The 3,799-nt window shown below is 45.9% G+C and carries 5 protein-coding genes; all 5 read right to left on the minus strand.

Translation table 11 applies throughout. From position 1 onward, the window contains the following. Nucleotides 1–103 precede the first annotated feature (103 nt). The gene (locus RMO52_RS14120; RefSeq protein ID WP_310415296.1) at nt 104–970 is read right to left on the minus strand and encodes an NmrA/HSCARG family protein; all 867 of its coding nucleotides are present in this window, start codon (nt 968–970) and stop codon (nt 104–106) included. Between the two features lie 54 nt (nt 971–1,024). Next, nucleotides 1,025–1,435 (minus strand): VOC family protein, encoded by a 411-nt coding sequence (locus RMO52_RS14125; protein ID WP_309742691.1) that lies wholly within the window; start codon nt 1,433–1,435, stop codon nt 1,025–1,027. A 73-nt stretch (nt 1,436–1,508) separates the two neighbouring features. Further along, nucleotides 1,509–3,080 (minus strand): oleate hydratase, encoded by a 1,572-nt coding sequence (locus RMO52_RS14130; RefSeq protein ID WP_310415299.1) that lies wholly within the window; start codon nt 3,078–3,080, stop codon nt 1,509–1,511. Between the two features lie 108 nt (nt 3,081–3,188). Next, nucleotides 3,189–3,548 carry a DUF5335 family protein gene (locus RMO52_RS14135; protein ID WP_310415302.1) on the minus strand — a complete coding sequence of 120 codons (360 nt, stop codon included), beginning with the start codon at nt 3,546–3,548 and terminating at the stop codon, nt 3,189–3,191. A gap of 34 nt (nt 3,549–3,582) precedes the next feature. After that, on the minus strand, nt 3,583–3,799 hold a 217-nt coding region (locus RMO52_RS14140), incomplete at its 5' end, for a hypothetical protein (RefSeq protein WP_310415305.1).

Genomic DNA, 3,799 nt, shown 5'->3' on the forward strand with positions numbered 1-3,799 from the left:
GGTTCCCTCCCGTTTGTGTGCGACAAGACAGAGGGGTTGGGGGTGAGGGCAAGGTTAGTGGGTTTTACAAACCGGATTTGGTATCAGTCAGCAGGTAATCGACTCAAGCGGCTTGTTTTACCCAGTCATGTTCGCGTAAATAGGATTCAAAGTCAGTCGGAGCGGGAAAATCGCGTTTCAACTGTGCCAAATCTGCGCCGTAACCGACATTCTCAAACCAGCGATACATCGTCGTCATTTCCGCACCAGCTTGCTGCTCGAATGCCTCAAATGGAATCTGTTGGTAGGCGACATTTTTGCCTAAAACGCGCGTAAATGTAGCTGCAATTTCTGGCATCGTCATCTCCCCGCTGGCGACTTCGATCTCGCGATTGGCAAAATCTGTGAACCGAGCGAATACATCGGCGACCATTTCGCCATAATCTTCTTCGGATAATTGTTGCAATTTGGTATCGGGACTTAGTGGTAGGGACAGCGTTCCGGTTTCAATGATCGATGGCATCGCGGTATAGTTGAACAAGAAGAACACCGGACGCAAAATCGTGTATGGTAAGCCACTAGCGCGGACATATTCTTCGATTTGAAACTTGCTATCGAAATGCGGCACACCAGTTTGGCGTTCGGCACTACCCACCGAACTGTAGACAAAATGCCCAATTCCCATCGCTTTGGCAACGTTTACGAGAGCCTTGCCCTTACGGATTTCGGCTTCGATGCCATCATTGAGTCCCTGCATCGAAAAAACGCCATAAACATTTTGCAAAGCGTGTTCGAGTGAAGCCTGCTGGTCGAGATCGCCGACGAAGAGTTCTGCACCCAATCGTTTGAGTGATTGAGCGGCGGGTTTGTTTTTGTCCCGCACTAAGGCCCGAACCTGGAAGTTCCCGCGTTTTAACAGATGATGAGCCACTGCGCCACCTTGATGTCCAGTTGCGCCAGTCACGAGAATTGTGCGATTTGAATTTTCCATTTTAGTTGCTGCGATCGTTAGTGAATAATTGATGTGTAAGTTGAAGCGAGTGAATTAGCTGAGGATTTGTTCGAGTTCGATGATATTGCCGTCTGGATCGCGAACACAGGCAGTGAGAAACCCACCTGTTAGCCCTTCCTCCTCTGGGAATTGCCAAGGACTGCTGAAGATGGGAACGCCTTTGGCTTTCAACTGGAGAATCGCGTCATCTAAATCGGGCACTGCAAAGGTTAAAATCATCTTGGCATCGCGACGATCGTAGGTTGCGGTTTCGAGCGAGTCGATGTAGTCTTTCAACCGCGATCGATTGAGCAGCGTAATTTTAGTTGTACCTGCATCAAGTTCTGCATATTCCTCAGCATCATCATTCAGCGAAACCTTAAAACCTAAAACATTCTGGTAGAAAAGCTTACAATCTGTATAGTTTTCGACATTCAATCTAGTGCAAATATATTTAAGATTCATGTGTGTCCCCTGGTTCTGGTCGTTTCTCCCGCAGATCTCCGACTTCTTCGAGAGAAGTCGGGGATCTTTCGCATCACTTAAATGCTTTAATCAATGCCTCAAATTCCACTTTTAATGACTTGTCATTAGGTGAAATCGGTGGAATCTTTTTATCGATATTGAGGAATTGATAAACCGCCATCTGTGCCACCCGCACTGAATACTCGACAGTAAAAACGACATCCTCAGGAATCTCGACAAACTGACCGATCAATGCTAGATTTCTGGAGTTATGTGGAATTGGTATCGGTCGATCGGTATGCAAACGCGGCATAAACATACTGGTGATATATGGCATCCGGCAAGGAATACAGTTAGCCGATGCGACAGTATCCAGATCGAAGCGCAAATGACCGCAAAGTTCTTGGAGGATTTCAGCACCATTGCATTCAGCCATCGGTTTGGGGACGAAATTACCCACTCGATCTGGAAACAGCGCATATCCCCAGAACACTTGCACGTCGGCAGGCTGATCGATAAAGTGGGGTTGATGAGCAAGCACGATCGACATCAACCAGTTGGAATCTTTAAATGTTACTAGTCCGCCAGTTCCCGCCTCATTACCGCTAAACTCGAACATCTTGTCAAAGAATGCCGGATTTTTGAGCGTGACTGTAAAAGACTCCCAACAAGACTCAGCAATACTGCTATTAAAAGCCGCTGGATTTCCAAAACCTGAGTTTTCCGCCGCCAGCTTTTCCCACAGACTCCAACTGATAGAATCTGGTTTAGTTAGCTGCTTGGGCGCACTCGTCATCGAACCCAAACTCGAAGCATCAGTCATCGAGCCATTCTGAAGAAAGACTAGATCGCCATTTTCAACTGTAATAGTTTTACTTTTACCACTATGCTGATAATGAATACCTGTCACCACCAACTTATTCGTGGCAATGTGTCGCTCCAGATCCGTCACCTGACAATCCACCATGAAATTAACATTTTGCTCCGCCAGCCAACTCTGCAAGGGACGCACAAATGAATCGTACTGATTGTAGATAGTGCGTTTCACCCCAGCGAGGGTTTCAATCCGCGAGAATTCCATCATAAAGCGATGCAAATACCGCTTGAATTCCACGGCACTATGCCACGGCTGAAAAGCGAAAGTAGTCGCCCACATGTACCAAAATTCCGTCTCAAAAAATTCTGGGGACAGCCAATCGGTAATGCAACTATTACCCAACTCAGCTTCACCAGCCACACTGAGTTCTAGCAATTCCTTGCGATTTGGCATCGAAAAGCCCATCGAGCTGACAGGGACTTTCGCCCGCCGACTATCTACCAATCGCGCCATTGAATGCGACTTATGCAGCTCGTTGAATTCTATTGTTTCATCAAATACCGTTTTTCCAGGGGTGCTTAATGAAGGAATTGACTTAAACAAATCCCAAGTGCATTCATAATTATCAGTCGTCAACATCCGCCCCCCACGCAGGGAATAACCGTCGATAGGGTTTCCCGCTCCATCCAAACTTCCGCCCATGACAGGCTTTGCTTCGAGGATAAAAATACTTTCGCCAGAGAATGCGCCGTCGCGAATCATGAAGGCTGCGGCTGCTAAAGAACCGATGCCACCACCCAATAGATATGCTTTAGATTCAGTACCCATAGTAATTAATTCCCTAAAATACTTGTTTTTTAGTAATGCTCGTCGGCATAGTTGCCCCGATGCGGAATCACATTTTCAATTAATGATTGTTTTGTCAGAAATTTATTACTATGGTTCGACTGGTTGGAGCTTGACTAATGTTTGTGTCCCTGTCGCATCACTAATCCGAACTGCCAACATCCGGCCACTTTCACTCTGTCCGGTTAAAACTTCCGTTGGTGAATCGACGGTGTGTGCGTAAGTTACCTCATTTTTACCTGTTTCAATTACCAAATCGTTACCTTTTCCAGGTCGATCGTAAACCATCGCCATCAAGGGCGCATTCTGAATTAGTTCTTCATCACCGAGTTCGGGAGTGATAATTTCAATTGAGATACGTCGTCCTCGATTACCATCCGAAAATTGGTCGAAGAACTCACCCCATCGCTCTTGTGGAACAGATTTTGTTAATTCAATTTTGTTTAGCATGTTTTTTAGTGTCGATATAGTTGGCAGTTTTCATCTAGTTCAGATCGTTGAAAGTATCTTGCGTAGTCAGAGCGGCGATTGTCGCCTGCTGTGCAAGGTAGATTAGGTGTAGATCGACTAGTAATTGCTTGGCACGATCGATTTCAATATTTTGGAGTTGCCAGCAAAACAGTGAATGAGCAAATTGTTTTTCAAAGGGCAAGTTATTCATTTGAGTGTCACCTTGCCGTTTTTGAATAAGACACTGATGT

The organism is Chamaesiphon sp. OTE_8_metabat_110 (genome assembly GCF_031382685.1).
Taxonomy (GTDB): Bacteria; Cyanobacteriota; Cyanobacteriia; order Cyanobacteriales; family Chamaesiphonaceae; genus Chamaesiphon.

Bases quoted from the DNA above. Each gene is read 5' to 3' on its own strand.
- RMO52_RS14120 (WP_310415296.1), bottom strand. From the start codon at position 970: ATGGAAAATTCAAATCGCACAATTCTCGTGACTGGCGCAACTGGACAT.
- RMO52_RS14125 (WP_309742691.1), bottom strand. From the start codon at position 1,435: ATGAATCTTAAATATATTTGCACTAGATTGAATGTCGAAAACTATACA.
- RMO52_RS14130 (WP_310415299.1), bottom strand. From the start codon at position 3,080: ATGGGTACTGAATCTAAAGCATATCTATTGGGTGGTGGCATCGGTTCT.
- RMO52_RS14135 (WP_310415302.1), bottom strand. From the start codon at position 3,548: ATGCTAAACAAAATTGAATTAACAAAATCTGTTCCACAAGAGCGATGG.